Source organism: Sphingomonas sp. HT-1, assembly GCF_048568905.1.
Classification (GTDB): Bacteria; Pseudomonadota; Alphaproteobacteria; order Sphingomonadales; family Sphingomonadaceae; genus Sphingomonas.
Map to the genome: position 1 here is coordinate 2,670,580 of NZ_CP183770.1, position 19,735 is coordinate 2,690,314.

The 19,735-nt window shown below is 67.1% G+C and carries 24 protein-coding genes; 10 read left to right on the forward strand and 14 right to left on the reverse strand.

The annotated features are described in order from the left end of the window. The 4 genes from lptB to ACNFJ7_RS12355 form a co-directional block, all read right to left on the reverse strand. Positions 1 to 783, reverse strand: coding sequence for an LPS export ABC transporter ATP-binding protein (lptB, locus tag ACNFJ7_RS12340; RefSeq protein ID WP_019369042.1), 783 nt, complete (start codon positions 781 to 783; stop codon positions 1 to 3). A 116-nt stretch (positions 784 to 899) separates the two neighbouring features. Beyond that, a complete protein-coding gene (locus ACNFJ7_RS12345) occupies positions 900 to 1,460 on the reverse strand; it encodes an LptA/OstA family protein (RefSeq protein ID WP_019369043.1) in 561 nt (186 codons plus the stop codon). Further along, entirely contained in the window at positions 1,460 to 2,104 is a 645-nt protein-coding gene (lptC, locus tag ACNFJ7_RS12350; protein WP_019369044.1) for an LPS export ABC transporter periplasmic protein LptC, read from the reverse strand. The genes ACNFJ7_RS12345 and lptC overlap by 1 nt, the downstream gene beginning before the upstream one ends. A gap of 46 nt (positions 2,105 to 2,150) precedes the next feature. Further along, complete coding sequence (locus ACNFJ7_RS12355) at positions 2,151 to 2,771, reverse strand: ribonuclease D (RefSeq protein ID WP_019369045.1); 621 nt, start codon at positions 2,769 to 2,771, stop codon at positions 2,151 to 2,153. Positions 2,772 to 3,130: 359 nt separating this feature from the next. Here ACNFJ7_RS12355 and ACNFJ7_RS12360 point away from each other — a divergent pair, with 359 nt between their 5' ends. After that, positions 3,131 to 3,919, forward strand: a complete 789-nt coding sequence (locus ACNFJ7_RS12360) for a cold-shock protein (RefSeq protein ID WP_026009057.1) — start codon at positions 3,131 to 3,133, stop codon at positions 3,917 to 3,919. On the opposite strand, the gene ACNFJ7_RS12365 is transcribed toward ACNFJ7_RS12360, so the two are convergent. The 3 genes from ACNFJ7_RS12365 to ACNFJ7_RS12375 all read right to left on the reverse strand — a co-directional run bounded on the left by ACNFJ7_RS12365 (position 3,834) and on the right by ACNFJ7_RS12375 (position 7,169). Then, positions 3,834 to 4,766: a helix-turn-helix domain-containing protein gene (locus ACNFJ7_RS12365; RefSeq protein ID WP_201785401.1), complete on the reverse strand. Its 933-nt coding sequence runs from the start codon at positions 4,764 to 4,766 to the stop codon at positions 3,834 to 3,836. The two genes, ACNFJ7_RS12360 and ACNFJ7_RS12365, sit on opposite strands and share 86 nt — an antisense overlap. A 66-nt stretch (positions 4,767 to 4,832) precedes the next feature. Next, positions 4,833 to 6,410, reverse strand: a complete 1,578-nt coding sequence (locus tag ACNFJ7_RS12370; RefSeq protein WP_019369046.1) for a cisplatin damage response ATP-dependent DNA ligase — start codon at positions 6,408 to 6,410, stop codon at positions 4,833 to 4,835. A gap of 33 nt (positions 6,411 to 6,443) precedes the next feature. Then, positions 6,444 to 7,169, reverse strand: coding sequence for an aspartate/glutamate racemase family protein (locus ACNFJ7_RS12375; protein WP_037513377.1), 726 nt, complete (start codon positions 7,167 to 7,169; stop codon positions 6,444 to 6,446). 94 nt (positions 7,170 to 7,263) lie between these two features. Between ACNFJ7_RS12375 and ACNFJ7_RS12380 the strand changes: the two genes are divergently transcribed. Together ACNFJ7_RS12380 and ACNFJ7_RS12385 are read left to right on the forward strand one after the other, a co-directional pair. Then, on the forward strand, positions 7,264 to 8,115 hold the full coding sequence (locus ACNFJ7_RS12380; protein ID WP_037513379.1) for a metallophosphoesterase: 852 nt from the start codon (positions 7,264 to 7,266) through the stop codon (positions 8,113 to 8,115). Positions 8,116 to 8,175: 60 nt separating this feature from the next. Then, positions 8,176 to 8,508 (forward strand): hypothetical protein, encoded by a 333-nt coding sequence (locus tag ACNFJ7_RS12385; protein WP_019369049.1) that lies wholly within the window; start codon positions 8,176 to 8,178, stop codon positions 8,506 to 8,508. A gap of 48 nt (positions 8,509 to 8,556) precedes the next feature. On the opposite strand, the gene ACNFJ7_RS12390 is transcribed toward ACNFJ7_RS12385, so the two are convergent. Further along, on the reverse strand, positions 8,557 to 9,051 hold the full coding sequence (locus ACNFJ7_RS12390; protein ID WP_026009058.1) for a Dps family protein: 495 nt from the start codon (positions 9,049 to 9,051) through the stop codon (positions 8,557 to 8,559). Positions 9,052 to 9,279: 228 nt separating this feature from the next. On the opposite strand from ACNFJ7_RS12390, the gene rpmG reads away from it, so the two are divergent. Beyond that, complete coding sequence (gene rpmG, locus ACNFJ7_RS12395; RefSeq protein ID WP_010125625.1) at positions 9,280 to 9,447, forward strand: 50S ribosomal protein L33; 168 nt, start codon at positions 9,280 to 9,282, stop codon at positions 9,445 to 9,447. A 75-nt stretch (positions 9,448 to 9,522) separates the two neighbouring features. Here rpmG and ACNFJ7_RS12400 read toward each other — a convergent pair whose 3' ends face one another. Next, positions 9,523 to 9,909, reverse strand: coding sequence for a response regulator (locus ACNFJ7_RS12400; RefSeq protein WP_026009059.1), 387 nt, complete (start codon positions 9,907 to 9,909; stop codon positions 9,523 to 9,525). A gap of 33 nt (positions 9,910 to 9,942) precedes the next feature. Between ACNFJ7_RS12400 and ACNFJ7_RS12405 the strand changes: the two genes are divergently transcribed. The 3 genes from ACNFJ7_RS12405 to ACNFJ7_RS12415 are packed head-to-tail and all read left to right on the forward strand — an operon-like array spanning position 9,943 to position 11,314. Beyond that, complete coding sequence (locus tag ACNFJ7_RS12405; protein WP_019369052.1) at positions 9,943 to 10,209, forward strand: DUF3572 domain-containing protein; 267 nt, start codon at positions 9,943 to 9,945, stop codon at positions 10,207 to 10,209. After that, entirely contained in the window at positions 10,206 to 10,817 is a 612-nt protein-coding gene (locus ACNFJ7_RS12410) for a hypothetical protein (protein WP_019369053.1), read from the forward strand. Before ACNFJ7_RS12405 ends, ACNFJ7_RS12410 begins: the two co-directional genes overlap by 4 nt. A 32-nt stretch (positions 10,818 to 10,849) precedes the next feature. Continuing rightward, positions 10,850 to 11,314 (forward strand): RidA family protein, encoded by a 465-nt coding sequence (locus tag ACNFJ7_RS12415; RefSeq protein ID WP_019369054.1) that lies wholly within the window; start codon positions 10,850 to 10,852, stop codon positions 11,312 to 11,314. Between the two features lie 7 nt (positions 11,315 to 11,321). Here ACNFJ7_RS12415 and ACNFJ7_RS12420 read toward each other — a convergent pair whose 3' ends face one another. Together ACNFJ7_RS12420 and mgtE are read right to left on the reverse strand one after the other, a co-directional pair. Continuing rightward, complete coding sequence (locus ACNFJ7_RS12420) at positions 11,322 to 11,723, reverse strand: DUF1489 family protein (RefSeq protein ID WP_026009060.1); 402 nt, start codon at positions 11,721 to 11,723, stop codon at positions 11,322 to 11,324. A 37-nt stretch (positions 11,724 to 11,760) separates the two neighbouring features. Beyond that, the gene (gene mgtE, locus ACNFJ7_RS12425) at positions 11,761 to 13,164 is read right to left on the reverse strand and encodes a magnesium transporter (protein ID WP_019369056.1); all 1,404 of its coding nucleotides are present in this window, start codon (positions 13,162 to 13,164) and stop codon (positions 11,761 to 11,763) included. A gap of 116 nt (positions 13,165 to 13,280) precedes the next feature. On the opposite strand from mgtE, the gene ACNFJ7_RS12430 reads away from it, so the two are divergent. Further along, entirely contained in the window at positions 13,281 to 13,736 is a 456-nt protein-coding gene (locus tag ACNFJ7_RS12430) for a peptidylprolyl isomerase (protein WP_019369057.1), read from the forward strand. A gap of 27 nt (positions 13,737 to 13,763) precedes the next feature. On the opposite strand, the gene ACNFJ7_RS12435 is transcribed toward ACNFJ7_RS12430, so the two are convergent. Beyond that, positions 13,764 to 14,672 carry a LysR substrate-binding domain-containing protein gene (locus ACNFJ7_RS12435; RefSeq protein WP_019369058.1) on the reverse strand — a complete coding sequence of 303 codons (909 nt, stop codon included), beginning with the start codon at positions 14,670 to 14,672 and terminating at the stop codon, positions 13,764 to 13,766. 290 nt (positions 14,673 to 14,962) lie between these two features. Between ACNFJ7_RS12435 and ACNFJ7_RS12440 the strand changes: the two genes are divergently transcribed. Continuing rightward, on the forward strand, positions 14,963 to 17,248 hold the full coding sequence (locus tag ACNFJ7_RS12440) for a CDC48 family AAA ATPase (protein ID WP_019369059.1): 2,286 nt from the start codon (positions 14,963 to 14,965) through the stop codon (positions 17,246 to 17,248). A gap of 23 nt (positions 17,249 to 17,271) precedes the next feature. On the opposite strand, the gene ACNFJ7_RS12445 is transcribed toward ACNFJ7_RS12440, so the two are convergent. Both ACNFJ7_RS12445 and ACNFJ7_RS12450 read right to left on the reverse strand, forming a co-directional pair. Continuing rightward, positions 17,272 to 18,573, reverse strand: a complete 1,302-nt coding sequence (locus tag ACNFJ7_RS12445) for an MFS transporter (protein WP_019369060.1) — start codon at positions 18,571 to 18,573, stop codon at positions 17,272 to 17,274. After that, positions 18,570 to 18,893, reverse strand: a complete 324-nt coding sequence (locus ACNFJ7_RS12450) for an antibiotic biosynthesis monooxygenase family protein (protein WP_019369061.1) — start codon at positions 18,891 to 18,893, stop codon at positions 18,570 to 18,572. The genes ACNFJ7_RS12445 and ACNFJ7_RS12450 overlap by 4 nt, the downstream gene beginning before the upstream one ends. A gap of 65 nt (positions 18,894 to 18,958) precedes the next feature. On the opposite strand from ACNFJ7_RS12450, the gene ACNFJ7_RS12455 reads away from it, so the two are divergent. Beyond that, the gene (locus ACNFJ7_RS12455; protein WP_019369062.1) at positions 18,959 to 19,714 is read left to right on the forward strand and encodes a sulfite exporter TauE/SafE family protein; all 756 of its coding nucleotides are present in this window, start codon (positions 18,959 to 18,961) and stop codon (positions 19,712 to 19,714) included. Positions 19,715 to 19,735 lie beyond the last annotated feature (21 nt).

The following is a 19,735-nucleotide window of genomic DNA, read 5'->3' on the forward strand; positions in this document are numbered from 1 at the left end:
TTAGAGCGAGAAGCTTTCGCCGAGATAGAGGCGGCGGACGTTCTCGTCGCGGACCAGATCGTCGGGCGAGCCGGCGAACAGCACCCGCCCGTCATAGATGATGTAGCCGCGATCGACGATTTCCAGCGTCTCCCGAACGTTATGGTCGGTGATCAGCACGCCGATGCCGCGCTGCTTCAGCTGCTTCACCAGGTCGCGGATGTCAGCGATCGAGATCGGATCGATGCCAGCGAACGGCTCGTCGAGCAGGATGATCGTGGGATTGGCGGCAAGCGCGCGCGCGATCTCGGCGCGGCGGCGCTCGCCGCCCGAAAGCGCCATCGCCGGCGAGCTGCGCAGCCGCGTCAGCCCGAATTCGTCGAGCAACTGGTCCAGCCGCGCCTGACGCGCGTCGCGGTCCGGCTCGGCCAATTCGAGCACGGCGAGGATGTTCTTCTCCACGCTCAGGCCGCGAAAGATCGAGGTTTCCTGCGGCAGATAGCCAAGGCCCAGGATCGCACGGCGATACATGGGTAGGCGAGTTATGTCTTCGCCGTCCAGCATGATGCGGCCGCTGTCGGGCTTCACAAGGCCCATCACCGAATAGAAGCAAGTCGTCTTGCCCGCGCCATTCGGCCCAAGCAGGCCAACGACTTCCCCGCGCCCGACCGATACCGACACGTCGGTCAGCACCGTGCGCTTGTCATAGGATTTGGCGATGGAGACGACCGCTAGCCCGCGATCGGGCAGCGGCACCGGATCCGGTGCGGACGATTCAGGCGTGGCGGTGGCGACGTCGCTCATGACGGCTCCTGCAATGGGATCGCGTTTCACCCCGGCTATCGCGGCTGCTTGGGCGGTTCCTGCATGATAACGCGCGGAAAGGGAAGGGTTCGCACGGGGCGTGGCATCACCCCGGCTTATGGGTTGAGCTGATCGGCCGAACTGCGCTTCGGAACAGAGAAGCGGCCGGTCACGCGGCCGCCCTGGCTCTGCGTCGCCGGGGCGCCGGACGAAGCCGAGCCGCCAACTCCCGAACCGTCGATGGTCGCGCGGCCAGTATCAAGGTTGATCGACAGCCGCCCGCCGGAGACGTTGTTGCCGGCCTGACGCAGCGTCACGCCGCCGATCATCGTGATCACCCGGCGATCGACATCGTATACGGCATAGTTGGAGCGCGCTGTCTGATCCGGCCGCGTCACGGTGACGCCGCCGCCGGCATCGAGACGGGAGGCTTGGGGCGAACCGCTCAACGCGCTGCCGCTATAGGCGACGGTCACGCGCGCCGCGCGCAGCGTCATCTCCGCCTGCCGGATCACCACGTTCCCAGTCAGGATCGCCCGATTCGCGCGGTCGTCGAGCTGGATGTTACGCGCGTCGAAATCGATCGGAGCGTTGGTGTCGTGCCGGGTCTGCGCGGCGGCCGGGACCGCTGCCAGCATCAGCGGCACGGCAAGGACAAGGGCGGAACGACGGTTCATCATGGCCTCTTCGTCTGCTTCGGCACCATTCGCAAGCGGGCATTACCTTCCAGCGATATGACACGCCGGTCCAAATCGGCGGTCAGCCGGTTCGCACTGAACGTGCCGGTGGGCGTATTGCCGGTGACAGCCCCGCCGCTCGCAAGCTTGCGCGTCTTCAGGTCGACCGTCGCGTCGTTGGTGTTAAGGGTATAGCCGTCGCTGGTCTGGAAACGGATCGGTCCGTCGATCGCCACCTGGTCGCTGTTCAAATTGTACCGGCCGTGATTCGCCACCAGCGTCGCCGGGCCTTCGGGCAATTGCAGCCGCGCGCTCAGATCCTGCAGCTGCACCACTGGTTCGGCAGAGCTTTTCTGCACCGCGGATCCGGCATGGAGTTCGAATTGCCGGCCCTTGGTATCTTCACCGCGATAATCGGCAGAATCGATCCGCAGCCGCTCGGGCGACATCGCCACCTTGTTCTTGTCCAACACGAAGCTGACGTCACCGCCCATGAACAGCGGCGCGGTGACGAGGAAGGCGAACAGCGCTCCAATGCCGATCGGTAGCACCACCAGCGCGGTGCGCACGGCGCGATCATGGCTGCTCCCGGGATGGGCCCAGGAACGGCTCTGTGATCGCAACCGGTTGGCGAGTTCGGACATGGCAGCCTTTTTGGGTTGCCGATCGACGATCGGCAACCTCGACGGATCAGATATGCGCGAAGATATCGGTGTCGGGCCAGCCGGCCAGATCGAGTTCCGCACGCCAGGGGAGAAAATCGAAACAGGCCTGGGCAAGTTCCGTCCGCCCTTCGCGTTCCAGCCGGCGATCCAGTTCCACCTTCATCGCGTGCAAATACCGCACGTCGGACGCGGCATAGTCGCGCTGCGCGTCGGAGATGTCAGGGCCGCCCCAGTCGGAAGATTGCTGCTGCTTCGAAATCTCTGCGCCCACCAGCTCGCGCGCCAGATCCTTCAGACCGTGGCGATCGGTGTAGGTGCGCACCAGTCGCGACGCGGTCTTGGTGCAGTAAACCGGGCCAGCGGTCACGCCGAGATAGAAGCGAATCGCCGCAAGATCGAATCTGGCATAGTGATAGAGCTTCAGCCGCTCCGGATCGGCGAGCACCATCCGCAGATTGGGCGCCGCATAATTGGAGCGCGGCCCGAAGCGGACGAGATGCTCGTCGCCAGATCCATCCGACAGCTGAACCAGGCACAGCCGGTCGCGCGGGGTGATCAGACCCATCGTCTCGGTGTCGACCGCGATCGCCACGCCGGGGGCGAACACGTCTTCGGGCAGGTCTTCTTCGTGAAAATGTACAGCCATCGTGCCCGCGTAAACAGGTTGGTCGCGCAGCTCAATGCTTTGCAGAGCAACGCTCCGCGCGCAGAGCCGATTGCACCCGCCATCTGCTCGGTTTGCCGCACAAGCGGAGCGCTTCGGCGGCAGGCCGAGCCGCCCCCCACGCGGCTCCGCTCACGCAAAAGGCGTGTTCACTCCGTGACTTTCGAGACACTTTCCTGCCGCAATCGAGGCGCGGGCGCGAAATTCGTTCGCGCACCCTGTTTTTTTGGGTTATGAAGGCTGTCGGTGGCGCTGCGTTAGTGCCGTAAGACCTGCGTTTTTCGTCCGGCGCTCAGGTTTTGATTGGTTGGTTCAGGGCGAACCGGGAAGACGAACAGGGCATGAGTTTCGATAGAGGACGTCGCGGAGAGCGCGGTGGGCGCGGCAGGGACAAGCGCGATAGTTTCGGCGACGATAACTTCGGCGGCGGCGGCTTCGGCGGCGGTTTCGAAGATCGTGGTGGATTCGGCGGCGGTAACCGCGGCGGCTTTGGCGGCGGCGGCGGGTATGGCGGCGGCGGAGGCGGCGGCTTCCGTAGCGGTGGCGGCTTCGGTGGTGGCGGCGGCGGTGGCTTCGGCGGCGGTCGGGGCGGCGGCGGCGGCATGCCCCCCCAGGTTGTCGGCGAAGCGACTGGCGTCGTAAAGTTCTTCAACGCACAGAAGGGCTTCGGCTTCATCGTTCGTGATGACGGCGGCGAAGATGTGTTCGTGCACATCTCCGCGGTCGAACAGGCCGGCCTGACCGCGCTCGCCGAAGGTCAGCCGCTCGGCTTCACGCTGGTCGATCGCGGCGGCCGCATCTCGGCTACCGGCATCAAGATTGATGGCGAGCCGATGGCGGTTACCGAACGCGCTCCGCGCGACGAAGCTGGCGGCCGCGACGCGCCGCGCGGTGGTCCGCAGCGCCAGCTGACTGGCGAGAAGGCGACCGGTACGGTCAAGTTTTTCAACGCGATGAAGGGCTTCGGCTTTATTCAGCGCGACGACGGCCAGCCCGATGCATTCGTTCACATTTCGGCGGTCGAGCGTGCCGGCATGCCGACGCTCAACGAAGGCGACCGGCTAGAATTCGAGTTGGAGGTCGATCGTCGCGGTAAGTACGCCGCGGTGAACCTCTCGCCGCAGCAGTAACCCGCACGGGATACGAAAACGAAGGGGCCGGGCGGCAACGCCCGGCCCCTTTTTCTTTTACTGGATGAGATACCCCACCACGCGCCAGCCGGTGCCTTCCCGCGCCAGAATGACCGTTTCGGTCGCGCCAGAGCGCTGCGCGAAGTCGGTCTGGATTCAGCACCTCATAGTCGCCATCGGGCGCCCCAAGCAGCGTCTTGGTCTTGGTCGCCGACTGAAAACTGCGCAAGGAGACGGCGCCCAGCGGCCCCCGCACCGGCTTGACCATGCCCGCCCAGCGGTCGCTGGTAACCTGGGTGCGGAACATCGCTCCCGCGCTTTGCCAGCTCGCCTCCCACTTCGCCTGGTCGGTGAGGGCAAGCCATTGCCGGGCGGCCTCCAGCCCCTCGGCGTGAACGGCGCTCGCCGCGGGCGACGGCATGGGCGTCTGTGCAGACGGCGTGGCAGGGGTGTGCAGCGCGACAGCTGCGATGGCAGCGATAACCAGGGACATGATCAGCATTCCTCCACTGAGCCAGGCGAGCCGGTGCACCCCATGGTGCCGGCGCTGACTCGAACCGGAAGAAGCCATGGCTGGTGCCTCCCCCGACACCCTGATTGGCATGTCCCTCAATTTTTCGGGAGCGTTTTCCTCGCGCTCGGCAAGCCAGCGCGCAGCCTCGCGACTGCTAGAAACGCCCAACTTGCGTCGCGCATCTCGCAGCCGTTCGTTGACTGTGTGCACCGACAGATCGAGCATGCGCGCGATCGACTTCGCATCATGCCCCGCCAGCAACAGCCGCAGCGTCGCTTTCTCGCGCTCCGTCAGCGATGCCCCGCTGCCCTGCGCTGGTTCCCCCATAGCCATGCCCGCTTGTACGAAACTGTGGTTGGGGGTGCTATGCTTGGGAGTGGGAGACTAGAAATTTGTCTTTTAGGTCGTCAACCGCCGCAGGGCGGCGATGGTGTCGGCCTCCTCCACCGGCTTGTCGATGCGAATCCGGCTGATTCGCGGAAAGCGCATCGCCAGACCCGACTTGTGCCGCTTCGATTCGTGGATCGAATCGAACGCGACCTCGAGCACCAGCGACTTGTCGGTCTCACGGACCGGCCCGAAGCGGTTCACGGTATGGGTGCGTACATGGCGATCGAGCCATTTCAGCTCCTCGTCGGTGAAACCGAAATAGGCCTTGCCCACCGGCAACAGCTCGCCCGCGTCCGTCCAAGCGCCGAAGGTGAAATCCGAATAGAAGCTGCTGCGCTTGCCGGAGCCGCGCTGCGCATACATCAGCACACAATCGGCGACGAGCGGATCGCGCTTCCATTTGTACCACAGGCCAACGCGCCGACCGGCGATATAGGGCGAATCGCGCCGCTTCAGCATCACGCCTTCGATCGCCGCATCGCGCGCGCCGGCGCGGATTTCCTCCAGCGCTGCGAAATCTTCGGCCTGGATCACCGCGGAAAGATCGAACCGATCAGGATCAAGCCGCGGCACGAACGCTTCGAGCCGAGCCCGCCGATCGCGCCAGCCGAGCGCCCGCACATCCTCGCCGCCGTCGAACAGGATGTCGTAGAGGCGGACAAAGGCAGGATAGTCCGCCAGCGTCTTCGCCGAAACCAGCTTGCGCCCCAGCCGCTGCTGCAGCGCGTTGAAGCTGCCGGCCTCGCCGCCCTGCGCCTCGCCGCGGACCAGCAGCTCACCGTCGAGCACGCCCGGGGTGACGAAGGCGGCTGCGACCTCGGGGAAGCTGCGGGTGATGTCGTCCCCGGCCCGGCTGTAGAGCCGCGTCTCGCCGCCGGCATGGACGAGCTGGACGCGGATGCCGTCCCATTTCCACTCGGCGGCATAGTCCGCCAGGTCGACCTGCGTTTCCTCCAGCGGATGGGCGAGCATGAACGGCCGGAACACCGGCACATCCTCGGCGCGCGGCTGATCGGCGCGGCCCTCGGCCCAATCGAACAGCCGATCATAGGGCGGGTGCAGCCCGTGCCAGACCTCTTCCACGGCATCGACGTCGAGCCCGAACGCCTGCGCCAGCGCGGTCTTGGCGAGTCGGGCGGAGATGCCGACTCGCAGCGCGCCGGTCGCCAGCTTGAGCAGCGCATAGCGCTCGTCCGCCTCAAGTCGATCGAGCATCGCCGCCAGCACCCCGGGCGCGTCCGAGCGCGAAAGACCGCCCAGCGTCGCCACCACCTGCGACAGCGTCAGTGGGCCGCTTTCCGGCGGCGGCACCTTCGGCTCGGGCCAGAGCAACGCGATCGTCTCCGCCGAATCGCCGACAAAGTCGCGACTCATGCCGTACAGTACCGGATCAACGCGCGCCTCGATCATCGCGCGCAGCAGCGCCGGCTTCACTGCAGGCAGATCGAGCGCGCCGGTCAGCGCCGCCATCGCCCATCCGCGATCGGGATCGGGAGTCGCGCGGAGATAGTCGCCGATCAGGCGAAGCTTGGCGTTGCGCGAACGGGTGTAGATCAGCCGGTCGAGCAGGTCGGCAAAAGCGCGCATGGCCAGATAGATGGGGGCAGAATGCGCGCGGCGCTAGCGCCGGATGTCGCCGGGCACAGCCCCGCGTTCGGCCAATGCCCATTCCACCGCGGCGGCGGCGTGAATCGCGGCCGTGTCGAACACCGGCACCGGGCTGTCTTCGGGCCCGACCAGCAGCATGATCTCGGTGCATCCCAGGATCACCGCCTCGGCCCCTGCCGCCACCAGCCGGCGGATGATGGCGCGATAGGCCTCGCGCGACGCCGGTAGGACCTGGCTCGCGACCAGTTCCTCATAGATGATCCGGTGCACGATGCGGCGATCCGGCTCGTCGGGAAAGATCACCCGCAATCCGTGCATGTCGGTCAGGCGATCCTTGTAGAAGGATTGCTCCATGGTGAAGGCGGTGCCCAGCAGGCCGACCGTGCCGATGCCGGCAGCCTGGATGCGTCGGGCGGTGGGATCGGCGATGTGCAGCAGCGGAATCGAGACCGACGCCGTCACCGCATCGGCGAGCCGGTGCATGGTATTGGTGCAGATCAGCAGCGCTTCGGCACCCGCCGCCTCCAGTCGTTGCGCCGCATCGACCAGCCGTTCCGACAGGCCATCCCAGTCGCCACGATGCTGCAGTGCCTCAATCTCGGCAAAGTCGAACGACCAGAGCAGGCAGCGCGCCGAGGCGGTGGGGCCGCATCGCGCCCGCACCCCTTCGTTGAGCAGGCGATAATAGGCTGCCGAGCTTTCCCAGCTCATCCCGCCAATCAGTCCGATCATCCGCATGGCGACATGGTGGCACGGGCAGGCGAGGACATCCATGCCCCGATTCGCGCCCGGCAAGGCTTCGAAAGTTCGCATCGATGCCCTAGGAGGCCGGATGATGAAGCGCCTCTTCCTCTTGCTGGCAGCCGTTGCGATCGGCATCCTCGCCCTTGGCTATCACACCGCCACGCGCGATCCGGTCGTGCGCCGGCTCAACGTGCATATGCGGGACTGGCCTGCCGGGGCTCCACCGATGCGGGTGGTGCTGCTCAGCGATCTGCACGTCGCCGGACCGGATACCCCGCCCGCCCGGCTCGCCCGGATCGTGGCGCAGGTAAATGCGCTTCGCCCCGATCTCGTGCTGATCGCCGGCGATATCGAACAGGAGCGGACGATCTCCACCCGCGTCTACGATGCGGCGGAAGCCGCGGCACCGCTGGCCGGGCTGAAGGCGCGCTACGGCACGGTCGCAGTGCTCGGCAATCACGATTATTCGATCGCCGGGAAGACCGATCTTCCGCCCAGGCTTGTCGCCAACGGCCTCACCGTGCTGCGCAACACGGCCGTGCGGCGGGGAGCGTTGACGATCGCCGGGGCGGACGACCTCTACCACGGCAAGTTTCGCGCCGATCGCCTCGATCGCGCGGCACGAAAGCTCGACGGCCCGACGATCGTGCTGAGCCATACGCCCGATGTCGCGCCGATGCTGCCAGCCCGCTTCCCGCTGGTGTTCGCGGGGCACACCCATTGCGGCCAGATCTCGCTGCCGCTGATCGGCCCACCCAAGACAGCGTCGCGCTATGGCCGCCGCTATACCTGCGGGCTGATCCGCGAGCCCGGCCGTGACGTGCTCGTCACCGCGGGAATCGGTACCAGCGGCGTGCCGCTGCGGATCGGCGCGGTGCCCGATCTGTGGCTGGTCACCCTGGACGGCGCGGCCGACGGACGATTCGCAAAGCTGCCTTAATTGCCGCCTAGCCTCCCCCCACCGGGTGCGCACCGCGCCCGTTCAGGGAGAGCCTTTCCGATGAAGCTTCTTGTCGCATGTGCGCTTGCCACGGCCGTATCCAGCCCCGCGGCGATGGCGCAGCAGACTCCGCCGGCTGCAGCCCCGGCTCCGGCGCAGGCCGCGACTCCGGCAAGCGCCGCCAAGTTCAGCCTCGATACCCCGATCGAGCAGCTGATCGCCGATCCCAAGGCGAAGGCGGTACTCGACGCCGATCTGCCGGGCGTCTCCACCCACCCCGCGCTCGACCAGTTCAAGACGATGAGCCTGCGTGCGGTGCAGCCCTTTTCGAACGGCGCACTGACCGACGAGATGCTGGCGAAGGTGGAAAAGGATCTCGCCGCGATCCAGTGACGCGGCGAAGGGCCGGCGCGCGCCCCGCGCACGCCGGCCGGTTCCCGCTCAGCCCTTGCGGCTGGCCTCGAACAAGAACCAGGCGCGCTCTTCGGCCTGGTCGGTCCATTCGTCGACGATACCGCTGGTGGCATTATCCTTGGCAGCTTCCGCCGCATCCTTCACCGCGCGGAAGCTCTCGACGAGCTTGAGATTGTCGTCGCGCAGCTCGGCAAGCATATCGCCCGGCGCCACGAAATCTGCGTCATTGTCCGAAATCGTCTGCCGGCGCGCAATGTCGCCGATCGACCGCAGCGTGGTGTTGCCGGTCTTGCGCACGCGCTCGGCGATCGCGTCGGTCACGCCCAGGATCTGCGTCGCCTGATCGTCGAGCAGCAGGTGGTAATCGCGGAAGTGCGGGCCCGAGACGTGCCAGTGGAAGTTCTTGGTCTTCAAATACAGCGTGAAGCAATCGGCCAGCGCGCTATTCAGCGCTTCCGCCACACTCTTGGTGTCGTTGCGGTTGAGGTCGGTCGGCGTCGCGAGGGCGGGATTTTCAGCCATAGGGTCCTCCAGGGCGTTTCGATTCGAAGCGATAACGATCGGCATATAGGATCCGGTTCCCGGGTGCAGCCAGAGGGTTGCCGGGATTATCTGCATCAGCCTGATCGAACGGCTTCATCGCAGCCCGCTTGACTTTTGCCGGTGATTCGCGCATCCGCTCGCCCCTGTCAGCGGTGTGCCCATGGCGCGCCGCTCTTTTCTTTTCGCACGAATCAAGGGTTCCGGGTCATGGCAAAGCCGACCACCGTAAAGATCAAGCTCGTCAGCACGGCGGATACGGGCTTCTTCTATGTCACCAAGAAGAATCCGCGCACGCAGACCGAGAAGCTGAGCTTCCGCAAATATGATCCGGTCGTGCGCAAGCACGTGGATTTCAAGGAAGCGAAGATCAAGTAACGGGCTTGCCGGGCGCTGTAGCCCGGTTGCGCAAGGTTTTCGGCGTCGGACCCCGCGGTTCGGCGCTTTCCTTGTTTATGCCTCCGCGTCCGGCGCGTTTGCGAGCAGGCGTTCCACTTGTTCGATGAACCGAGCCAGCGAAATCGGCTTGGCGACATAGGATCGGGCCCCTGCGGCCCGAATCCGCTCCTCATCTTCATGACTGGCATAGGCGGTTACCGCCATGATCGGGACTCGGCAGAGCGAGTCGTCCTGCTGCATCCTGCCGATCAGTTCGAAGCCGGTGACGTGCGGCATCTGGATGTCCATGATCACCAGATCGGGCGCGAAACGAAGCGCCGTGGCCACCGCTTCGCGCCCGTCGCGAACCGGCTCGGCGACATAGCCATGCGCCCGCAGCAGATCACAGAACAGCTTCAGGTTCAGTTCGTTGTCCTCGACAACGAGTACTCTTTTTGGCACGCGCAACCCCGATCGTTTGGAGCTAGTTAAGCGATGGCGAACCCGGTGACAAATCCCGAGGCGGTGGCGCTGCAGGCCCTGGCCTGGACGCTGGGCGATCCGGGCCGGGCCGCACGCCTGCTCGACCTGACCGGCCTGGATCCCGCGACGCTCCGTGCCCGCGCCGCCGATCGCGATCTGCTCGCCGCGACGATCGGGTTCCTCGAGGCCCATGAACCCGATCTGGTCGCCTGCGCCGATGCGCTGGACCTTTCCCCCCAGGCGCTGGTCCACGCCCGCCACCAGCTGGAGCAGGCATGAAGCCGTTGCTGATTACCGACTGCGATGAAGTGCTGCTCCACATGGTGCGGCACTTCGGCGAATGGCTGGGCGAAACCCATGCGATCGATCTGGCGCTGCAGGACGGCGACTTCGCCGATGCGATGCGCCGCCGCAGCGACGGCAGCCGCCTGGCCCCGGAAGAGATGTGGGCGATGCTCGACGCTTTTTTCCCGCAGGAGATGGAGCGCCAGACGCTCGTTCCCGACGCGCGCGAGGTGCTGGGCCGACTGTCGCAGATTGCCGATATCGTCGTGCTCACCAATCTTCGCGATCATTGCCGCGATCACCGGATCACCCAGCTCGCCAACCATGGCATCGTCCACCGCGTCGAATGCAACCAGGGCGGCAAGGGCCAGCCGGTCGCGCGCCTCGTCGAGGAGCATGGCGCATCGGTGGCGGTGTTCGTCGACGATCTCGCGACGCACCACGAATCGGTGGCGCGCCACGCGCCGGGCGTCTTCCGCCTGCACATGATCGCCGAGCCCAGCCTGGCGGCGGTGGTGCCGCCGGCGCCGCATGCCCATGCCCGCATCGACGATTGGCGCAGCGCCGAGCCCTGGATCCTGGCGCGCTTCGCCCAGGCTTGACGGTGCGCGGCCCGGATGGTTGGACAGGCCGCATGACCACCGCCATCGATCACAAGCTCGCCGAGCTTGGCCTCGCCCTTCCCGAGGCCGCCGCTCCTGTCGCCGCCTATGTGCCCGCGGTCGCCGCGGGCGGGCTGCTCCACATTTCCGGCCAGCTGCCGTTCAAGGACGGTGCGCTGATGACCGGCCGGCTCGGCGAGGATCGCGACATCGGCTATGGCACCGAAGCCGCGCAGCGCTGCGGCCTGATGCTCGTCGCCCAGATCAAGAAGGCGCTGGACGGCGATCTCTCCCGCGTGAAGCGGATCGTGAAGCTGGGCGTGTTCGTGAATTCGACGGCCGACTTCACCGATCAGCCCAAGGTGGCCAATGGCGCGTCCGAGCTGATGCAGGCGCTGTTCGGCGATGCCGGCCGCCATGCCCGCAGCGCGGTGGGCGTCGCGGCGCTGCCGCTGGGCGCGGCGGTCGAAATCGACGCGATCGTCGAACTCGCCTGACGCCCGATCAGATCAGCCCCAGCCCGGCCAGCTCGCCCAGCAGGCCGGGCGGCATCGCGTCCAGCCCGGCATCGGCCTCGCCGAGATCGGCGGGCGCGTCCGCCGCTTCGAGATAGCGCCAACCCTGGTGCGCGCGCTTGGGCCGTGCCTGCACCAGGATCAACCGCGGCTCGAGCAGGATCGCGGTGCGCCCGCCCTCCGCCTCGCCAAAGCCCAGGATCGGCGAACGGCCGACCAGCTGGTGCTTCAGGATCCAGAACAGCGATCCGCCGGCAATCTCTTCATGCCGCTTGGGCAGATAGCGGGTGGTGAGCGCCACCCCGCCCGTGGCGGCGCGCGCCTCCAGCCGGGAGCGCAGGAAATCGACGCTGTCGCAGGCAAAGGCGACCTTGGTGAGATGAAGCGGCACGCGCGCGGATTTGGGCGCGCGCCAGCCCGCAATCAAGTCAGCCGCCCAGCCCCACCAGCGTCGCGAGGCCGAGGAACGAGAAAAATCCCATCACGTCGGTCATCATCGTGACGAACACCGCAGATGCGACGGCGGGATCGACCCGCAGCCGATCGAGCGTCACCGGGATCAGCACGCCGGCGAGGCCCGCGATCAGGTTGTTGATCACCATCGCCATCGCGATCACGCCGGCCAGCCAGGGGATACCATAGACCAGCATCGTCCCCGCCCCGATCGCCAGCCCCAGCGTCGCGCCGTTGGCGGCGGCGATGCGCAGCTCGCGCAGGATCATCCGCACGGTGTTCGATTCCGTCAGCTGGTTGGTGGCGATCGCGCGGACCACCACGGCCAGCGTCTGCGTGCCCGCATTGCCGCCCATGCCCGACACGATCGGCATCAGCACGGCGAGCAGCGCGAACCGGGCGATCTCGCCCTGGAACAGCCCGACCACCGATGCGGCGAGCATGGCCGTGCCCAGGTTGACGAACAGCCAGGTCAGCCGCGTCCGCACGGTAAGCAGCACGGGCTCGTTGATGTCGCCCTCGCCGGCACCGGAGAGGCGGAGAATGTCTTCGCCGGCTTCCTGCGAGATGATGTGGACCACGTCGTCCACCGTGATCATGCCGACCAGCCGGCCGCTGGCGTCCACCACCGCGGCGGAGATCAGCGCATATTTCTGGAAGCGCAGCGCCACTTCCTCCTGGTCCATGTCGACCGGGATCAGCGTCTGCTCGCGCTTCATCACGTCGCTGATCGTGATGCCGCGCGGCGTGCGCAGGATCCAGGAAAGCTCGCAGGTGCCGATCGGCTTGTGCGAGGGATCGACGACGAAGATTTCCCAGAAGTCGGTGGTCAGCGCGTCGTTGCCGCGCAGATAGTCGAGCACATGGCCGACGGTCCAATGCTCTGGCACCGCGATCAGCTCGCGCTGCATCAGGCGGCCGGCGGATTCCTCGGGATAGGACAGCGCCTCTTCGATCGCGGCGCGGTCGTCGGGGTCGAGCGCGCGCAGCACCTCGCGCTGGTCCTCGACGTCCATGTCCTCGATGATCGCGACGGCATCGTCGGTATCGAGTTCGGCGGCGATGTCCGCCACCTGGTGCGGCTCGAGCGCGTCGACCAGCGCCTCGCGCACCCAGTCGTTCATCTCGGCGAGCACGTCGCCGTCGATCAGGTCGGGTATCGCGGTGACGAGATCGGCGCGCCGGTCCGCCGGCGTCAGCTCCACCAGATCGGCGATGTCCGCGGGGTGCAGCGGCGCCACCAGCGCACGCGCGGCTTCGTCGTCGCCGGCTTCCACCGCCTCCAGCACCGCCGCCACGAATTCGGGGCGGAGCAGGTCGTCCTCATCCAGCTGGCTCTCGGCCGCTGCGGATTCGTCGTGCAGTTCGGTCTCGCTCATCGTCCGACCTCCCGTGCTGCGGCCACTCCGGCGGGCGCTGCCATCCCGGGCGCGGATTTGCAAGTCGGCGAAGCACCGCCTAGGGCAGCGAACCAGCTTTGCAGGAGAGTTGCCCCATGGCCGAACCCACCACGCTCGTTCTCACGCTCGATACCGGCGATGTCCGTATCCGGCTCCGTCCCGATCTCGCGCCGAACCATGTCGCGCGCATCGCCGGCCTGGCCGATGAAGGCTTTTACGACGGCGTCGTGTTCCACCGGGTCATCGACGGCTTCATGGCACAGGGCGGCGACCCGAGCGGCACCGGCATGGGCGGTTCGGACAAGCCCGATCTCGCGCAGGAATTCTCGAAGGAACGCCACGCCCGCGGCGTCTGCTCGATGGCCCGCACGATGAACCCGAACAGCGCCAATTCGCAGTTCTTCATCTGCCTGGACGATGCCAGCTTCCTCGACGGCCAGTACACCGTCTGGGGCGAGGTCGTCGAAGGCATGGAACATGTCGACGCGCTGCCCAAGGGCGAACCGCCCGCGAATCCGGGCAAGATCCTGAAGGCGCGTACCGAAGCCTGATCCGAATCGATTCTGCGACGACGGGCCTTAGCTTGAAGGCCCGTCGTTCAGCTTGTCGGCGTCCATTGCTTCGATCAGCCAATCGTGGAACAGCCGCACCGGCCGTAGCGCCAGCGCACGCGGACGGCACACGAACCAGTAGCTGTAATGGCTCTCCACCGTCAGATCGAACAGCTGCACCAGCCGCTCGTCGCGTGCCGATTGGTAATGCGACTCGAGCATGAAGGCGACGCCCAGCCCCTGCGCGGCGGCTTCCAGCATCAGATTGCCCGAATCGAACAGGTCGATCGCCGCCGGCTCCAGATCGGGATAGCCGGCCGCCATGCGCCAGGCGGTGAAGGTTTCCGGCATTTCGCGATGGACCAGCGCGGTCAGGCGCGAAAGATCGGTGGGATCGCGCACCGGATTTGCCCCTTCCAACAGCGCGCGCGCGCCGATCACGTGCACGCGATTGCGATCCAGGCGACGCGAATAATAGCCGGGATCGATATCGCGCGCGATCACGATCGCTGCATCCAGGCCATCGCCCAGCCGCGCCATGCCATGGCTGCCGGTATCGACGTCGAGGTGCAATTCGGGGTGCCGCTGCTTAAGTTCCGGCAGGCGCGGCAGCAGCTGCTGCGTCGCGTAGAGCGGCAGTACGCCGAGCCGCAGCCGCAGCAGTTCGCTGCCGCTCGTCATCGTCTCAATCGCATCCGTCATGGTATCAAGCGCAGGCGCGATCAGGCCGAGCAGGCGATCGCCATCGTCGTTCAGCCGCAGCGCCTGGTGGCGGCGTTCGAACAGCGGCTTGCCAATGAAGCGCTCGAGCGCCTGCACGCGTCGGCTCAATGCGGGCGAGGATAGCGCGAGCTCTTCGGCGGCGGCCTTGATCGAGCCCAGCCGCGCGACTTGGACAAAGGCTTCGATGGCGGTGAGCGGCGGCAGGCGGCGCATCGATCCGTCTTTCTTATTGTGCAGTGCAACAAAACAAGGAACGCCGGAACAAACCTTTGCTCCCACGCTCCACCACCGGATGACTATCGCCTCGGACAATCGCGATTGCAACCCATGCATCTACACGGTGTAATTTTCGCACTTGCACAAAACCGTGCCGCGCTGCACATAGAACAGGCCTTTCAGGCATCCTCTCCTAAAACTTTCCAAGGCCGCCCTTTTTGAGGCGGCCCTTTTTTTTGCCTCCGCCGTTCTTAGCTTTCGGGCCCAACGCCACGAAGGAACCCAGAATGGCCGATGACGAATCCCGCACCCGCCGCCTGCAGGTCGCCAATGCGCGGCCCGAGGACAGCGGCCGCGGACTGGCCCATATTCCCCGCAGCCTGATGGCGGCGCTCGGCATCACCGAAGGCGACGTGATCGAAATCGTCGGCAAGCGCAGCACGCCGGCGCGCGCAGTGCTGCCCTATACCGAAGACGAGGGGCTGGAACTGCTCCGCATCGACGGGCTTCAGCGCGCCAATGCCGGCGTGGGTTCGGGCGATTTCGTCGAGGTTCGCCGAGTCGAGTCCAAGGCAGCGACGCGCGTCGTCTTTGCGCCGGCGCAGGAAAATCTGCGCCTGCGCGGCACCGGCGAGGCGCTGAAGCGCACCTTCTTCGCCCGCCCGCTCACGGCCGGGGATACGATCGCCACGGTCGGCCACCAGCGTGCCGACGTGCCGCCCAATGTCGCCCAGTTCGTCCGCGCGCCAGCCTATGCGCTGCAGGAAATCCGGTTGAACGTCGTCTCCACCGTGCCACGTGGCGTGGTGCATATCGACGAGAATACCGAAGTCGAGCTGCGCCCCGAATATGAAGAGGCGAAGGAAAGCCGCCGCGCTGACGTTACCTATGACGATATCGGCGGCATGGGCGCGACGATCGATCAGCTGCGCGAAATGGTCGAGCTGCCCCTGCGCTATCCCGAGCTGTTCCAGCGGCTGGGCGTAGATCCGCCCAAGGGCGTGTTGCTGCATGGCCCGCCCGGGACCGGCAAGACCCGCCTTGCCCGTGCGGTCGCGAACGAAAGTGACGCCAGCTTCCACTTGATCAACGGCCCCGAGATCATGGGCTCGGCCTATGGCGAATCGGAAAGCCGGCTGCGCCAAGTGTTCGAGGAAGCGGCGAAGAACGCGCCTTCCATCGTGTTCATCGACGAGATCGATTCGATCGCACCGAAGCGCGGCCAGGTGACCGGCGAGGCCGAAAAGCGCCTCGTCGCCCAGCTGCTAACGCTGATGGACGGGCTGGAGGCGCGCGCCAACATCGTGGTGATCGCCGCCACGAATCGCCCCGAAGCGATCGACGAGGCGCTGCGCCGTCCGGGCCGGTTCGATCGCGAGATCGTCGTCGGCGTGCCGGACGATCGCGGTCGTCGCGAAATCCTGGGCATCCACACCCGCGGCATGCCGCTGGCCGACGATGTCGACCTGCCCGAGCTGGCGCGCACCACCTACGGCTTTGTCGGCGCCGATCTCGCCGCGCTGACCCGCGAGGCGGCGATCGAGGCGGTGCGGCGGATCATGCCACGCCTTAACCTTGAGGAAGGCACAATCCCGCCCGAGGTGCTCGACACGCTGTCGGTTACCCGCGACGATTTCCTGGAGGCGCTGAAGCGCGTCCAGCCCTCGGCGATGCGCGAAGTGATGGTGCAGGCGCCCACGGTGCGCTGGGACGATGTCGGCGGGCTCGACTCGGCGCAGATGCGGCTCAAGGAAGGCGTCGAGCTGCCGCTCAAGGATCCGGACGCGTTCCGCCGCCTCGGCATCCGGCCGGCCAAGGGCTTCCTGCTCTACGGCCCGCCGGGCACCGGCAAGACGCTGCTCGCCAAGGCCGTGGCGCGCGAGGCGGAGGCGAATTTCATCGCCACCAAGTCCAGCGACCTGCTCTCCAAATGGTATGGCGAGAGCGAGCAGCAGATCGCCCGGCTGTTCGCCCGCGCGAGGCAGGTGGCGCCTTGCGTGATCTTCATCGACGAGCTCGACTCGCTCGTCCCTGCACGGGGCGGCGCGATGGGCGAGCCACAGGTGACGGAGCGCGTGGTCAACACCATCCTCGCCGAGATGGACGGGCTGGAGGAGCTCCAGTCGGTGGTGGTGATCGGCGCGACCAACCGGCCGAACCTGATCGACCCTGCCCTGCTCCGCCCGGGCCGGTTCGACGAGCTCGTCTATGTCGGCGTACCGGACAAGGCCGGGCGCGAACGCATCTTGCGCATCCAGACGGCAAAGATGCCGCTGGCTGCCGATGTCGACCTCGGCTCCGTCGCCGAGCAGACCCAGCGCTATACCGGCGCCGATCTGGAAGACGTGGTCCGCCGCGCCGGCCTGGTCGCGCTCCGCCAATCGCTGGCGACGCGCGAAGTGACGATGGCGCATTTCGAGGAAGCGCTGAAGGACTCGCGCGCCACCGTCACGCCGGAGATGGAGAACGAGTATGAAGCGATGCAGAGCCGGCTGAAGCAGCAGGCCTCGTCAATTCAGCCGATCGGCTTCATCGCGCCGGGCATGCTCGAAGGCCGCGGCCCCAAGGGCTGACCGCTTTCCCCCCTCCCCGGGCCCTAGCTCGGGGAGGGTTCGCCGTTCCCCTCGCGCGTCGCCACCCAGCCATAGCCGAGCAGCAGCGCCAGCGCGCCCGCCGCCACGAGATAGGGCAGCGCGCCCCAGAGTTCGTACAGCCCCACGCCGATCGACGGCCCCAGCACGAAGGCGGCGCCGTTGATCGACGTCACCCGCCCCGCCACCGATCCCTGCGCCGCCGGCCCCACCGCCAGCGAGGCCCCGGCGGTGAAGCCCGGCCGGGCGAACCCGATGCCGAGCGCGATCGTCGCATAGCCGAGCGCGATGCCGTACAGGCTGCCTGCCATTGCCGTCATTGCGCAGCCGATCGCACCCAGCGCAGCGCCCACCAGGATCAGCGCGCGCGGCCGCAGGTCGAGCAGGGGGATCAATCCCCATTGCACCAGCAGCGAAGCGCCCGCGCCGATCATCAGCACCAGCCCGGTCGGCTCCAGCGCCGCCGCGGGCGCCAGCGCCAGCCGGTCGATGATCAGGAAGCCGATCGCCTGCCCGGTCATCGCCTGCGCATGGCCGGTGACCAGTCCCACGATCATCCAGGCGCGCACGCGGGAATCGAAGGTCCGGACATGCTCGACATGGTCGCGCGTGGCCGCCGTCACGCTCGCGCCGGTCGCCTGACCGCCGATCGTCGGATAGCTGGCGGCGGCGCCATGTTCGGCGGCGCTGCTATCGGCCGGGAGCATGCGCAGCAGCACGATCAGCAGCACCAACCCGACCGCGCTTGCCGCAAAGGCGGGGCCGGACAGCCCGATCAGCGGACCGCCGGGCCAGAGATGCCCCATCACCAGATAGGGCGCGACCGCCGGCCCCAGGATCGTCCCCAGCCCGAAAGCCGAGGCGAGCAGCGTCAACGCGCGGGTGCGCTCGTCGCGGCCGGTTCGGGCGGCGACGATCGCCTGCACCGCCGGGGGCGCCGCCGATCCGAAGCAGCCATAGAGCATCCGCCCCACCACAAAGGCGGCGAAGGTGGCGACCGGCCCGAGCACGCCGTTGATGCCCAGCGCCAGGCAGAATCCGCACAGGCCGAGCGACGCGGTGAAGCCGATCACCCCCAGCAGCACCATCGCGCGCTGCCCGGTCCGCTCCGATCGCCTGGCCCAGAAGGGGGCGGCGAGCATCCACAACAGCGCCGATACCGAAAACACCGCCGCCACCGCGCTATCGGCCGCGTGCAGCGATCGGCCGAGCGCGGGCAGCACCGATTGCAGCGCGGTGTTGCCGGCAGCGATCACCAGCATCACCGTGAACATCAGCGCGAAATCGCGATCGATCCCGCGCCTCATTGCCGGCTCCAGCGGTACCCGCGCTCGACGCGCGTGACGATGACCTCATACCATTCGTACCAGCGCGCGCGGCCGAGGCCGCGAATCGCGGCATGCTCCGGATGGTCGCGCCAGGCCGCAGCGCTCGGCGCATCGGCCCAATAGCTGATGGTGATGCCCACCCCCTCCGGGCCGCGCTGCGATTCGACGCCGCGATAGCCCGGCTGCGCGGCGGCAAGCGCGTCCATCGCCGCAGCGGCGCAGGCATAGCCCGCCGCGTCCTCCGCCGTCCGCTTCGATACGAACAGCACGGCGATCTGCCCGGTGCGATCCTCTTCCATGCGCCCAAGCGTAGAACCGTCGCCACGCTTTGCAATCCGCCGTTGCCCCTGCGAAAGCGGCGGCGATGATCACCGATTGGCATTTCTACGCGCTCGCCGTTCCCGCCGTGCTGCTGCTCGGCCTTTCCAAGGGCGGATTTGCGGGCATGGGCGCGCTGTCGCTGCCGATGTTGGCGCTGGCGATCGATCCGGTGCGCGCCGCGGCGATCACGCTGCCGATCCTGATCCTGCAGGATGTGGTGAGCGTGTGGGCGTTCCGCCGCACCGTCGACTGGCGGCTGCTGGCGTGGATGCTGCCCGGGTCGATGGCCGGAATCGCGCTCGGCTACCTGTTCGCCGCGAGCGTATCTCCCGTGCTGGTGCTCGCGGCGGTGGGCGGCATCTCGATCCTGTTCGGCGCCTATCGGCTCTGGGCCCAGGGGCGGGCGACACCGGCGGCGGCGGCGCGCTGGCCCGAATGGGTGGGCAGCCTGTTCGGCGTGGCCTCGGGCTTCACCAGCCAGATCGCGCATGCCGGGCAGCCGCCATTTCAGCTCTGGGTGCTGCCGCGGGGCCTGCCCCGCGATCGGCTGGTGGGCACGACCGCGCTGTTCTTCGCCGCCACCAACTGGATCAAGGTGCCCGCCTATGCCGCGCTCGGCCAGTTCACGGCAGCCAACCTGCTGACCTCGGCCGCGTTGTTCCCGCTGGCGCTGGCATCGACGCTGGCGGGGGTACGGCTGGTGCGGCGGGTGTCGCCGGAGCGCTTCTACACCGCGATCTACGTGTTGATGATCGCGGTGGGCGTGCTGCTGGTGTGGGAAGCGCTGGCGAAGGCATGACGCCCCTCCCCTGAAGAGGAG

Bases quoted from the DNA above. Each gene is read 5' to 3' on its own strand.
- lptB (WP_019369042.1), bottom strand. From the start codon at position 783: ATGAGCGACGTCGCCACCGCCACGCCTGAATCGTCCGCACCGGATCCG.
- ACNFJ7_RS12345 (WP_019369043.1), bottom strand. From the start codon at position 1,460: ATGAACCGTCGTTCCGCCCTTGTCCTTGCCGTGCCGCTGATGCTGGCA.
- lptC (WP_019369044.1), bottom strand. From the start codon at position 2,104: ATGTCCGAACTCGCCAACCGGTTGCGATCACAGAGCCGTTCCTGGGCC.
- ACNFJ7_RS12355 (WP_019369045.1), bottom strand. From the start codon at position 2,771: ATGGCTGTACATTTTCACGAAGAAGACCTGCCCGAAGACGTGTTCGCC.
- ACNFJ7_RS12360 (WP_026009057.1), top strand. From the start codon at position 3,131: ATGAGTTTCGATAGAGGACGTCGCGGAGAGCGCGGTGGGCGCGGCAGG.
- ACNFJ7_RS12365 (WP_201785401.1), bottom strand. From the start codon at position 4,766: ATGGCTATGGGGGAACCAGCGCAGGGCAGCGGGGCATCGCTGACGGAG.
- ACNFJ7_RS12370 (WP_019369046.1), bottom strand. From the start codon at position 6,410: ATGCGCGCTTTTGCCGACCTGCTCGACCGGCTGATCTACACCCGTTCG.
- ACNFJ7_RS12375 (WP_037513377.1), bottom strand. From the start codon at position 7,169: ATGCGGATGATCGGACTGATTGGCGGGATGAGCTGGGAAAGCTCGGCA.
- ACNFJ7_RS12380 (WP_037513379.1), top strand. From the start codon at position 7,264: ATGATGAAGCGCCTCTTCCTCTTGCTGGCAGCCGTTGCGATCGGCATC.
- ACNFJ7_RS12385 (WP_019369049.1), top strand. From the start codon at position 8,176: ATGAAGCTTCTTGTCGCATGTGCGCTTGCCACGGCCGTATCCAGCCCC.
- ACNFJ7_RS12390 (WP_026009058.1), bottom strand. From the start codon at position 9,051: ATGGCTGAAAATCCCGCCCTCGCGACGCCGACCGACCTCAACCGCAAC.
- rpmG (WP_010125625.1), top strand. From the start codon at position 9,280: ATGGCAAAGCCGACCACCGTAAAGATCAAGCTCGTCAGCACGGCGGAT.
- ACNFJ7_RS12405 (WP_019369052.1), top strand. From the start codon at position 9,943: ATGGCGAACCCGGTGACAAATCCCGAGGCGGTGGCGCTGCAGGCCCTG.
- ACNFJ7_RS12410 (WP_019369053.1), top strand. From the start codon at position 10,206: ATGAAGCCGTTGCTGATTACCGACTGCGATGAAGTGCTGCTCCACATG.
- ACNFJ7_RS12415 (WP_019369054.1), top strand. From the start codon at position 10,850: ATGACCACCGCCATCGATCACAAGCTCGCCGAGCTTGGCCTCGCCCTT.
- mgtE (WP_019369056.1), bottom strand. From the start codon at position 13,164: ATGAGCGAGACCGAACTGCACGACGAATCCGCAGCGGCCGAGAGCCAG.
- ACNFJ7_RS12430 (WP_019369057.1), top strand. From the start codon at position 13,281: ATGGCCGAACCCACCACGCTCGTTCTCACGCTCGATACCGGCGATGTC.
- ACNFJ7_RS12435 (WP_019369058.1), bottom strand. From the start codon at position 14,672: ATGCGCCGCCTGCCGCCGCTCACCGCCATCGAAGCCTTTGTCCAAGTC.
- ACNFJ7_RS12440 (WP_019369059.1), top strand. From the start codon at position 14,963: ATGGCCGATGACGAATCCCGCACCCGCCGCCTGCAGGTCGCCAATGCG.
- ACNFJ7_RS12445 (WP_019369060.1), bottom strand. From the start codon at position 18,573: ATGAGGCGCGGGATCGATCGCGATTTCGCGCTGATGTTCACGGTGATG.
- ACNFJ7_RS12450 (WP_019369061.1), bottom strand. From the start codon at position 18,893: ATGGAAGAGGATCGCACCGGGCAGATCGCCGTGCTGTTCGTATCGAAG.
- ACNFJ7_RS12455 (WP_019369062.1), top strand. From the start codon at position 18,959: ATGATCACCGATTGGCATTTCTACGCGCTCGCCGTTCCCGCCGTGCTG.